The sequence below is a fragment of the Cobetia sp. SIMBA_158 genome (assembly GCF_046566945.1).
GTDB lineage: Bacteria > Pseudomonadota > Gammaproteobacteria > Pseudomonadales > Halomonadaceae > Cobetia > Cobetia amphilecti.
On sequence record NZ_JAWJYL010001162.1, the window covers coordinates 1 to 232 of the forward strand.

The following is a 232-nucleotide window of genomic DNA, read 5'->3' on the forward strand; positions in this document are numbered from 1 at the left end:
CAGTAGATGAATCCCCTTTCGCTGGTTCTGCTGCAGTTTCTTTTGTATCCGATGAATTACATGCTGCTAACAATAGCATTGTCATCAGTACAAACAGAGATAAGAATACTTTTTTCACCTCAAAACACCCCTTAGTTCTCGAATTTTCGTAAGCAAGATTATTAGCCCCTTTTCTAAATAATTGCTTACATATACTTGCTCCCCAATACAAAAAGAGCATCATTTTAATCTT

1 protein-coding gene is annotated in these 232 nt (G+C 35.8%); it reads right to left on the bottom strand.

Annotated features, from left to right (window positions below; all coding sequences use genetic code 11):
• The coding region (locus R2R70_RS23405) for a hypothetical protein (RefSeq protein WP_410979408.1) at positions 1–232 on the bottom strand (232 nt) is incomplete at both ends.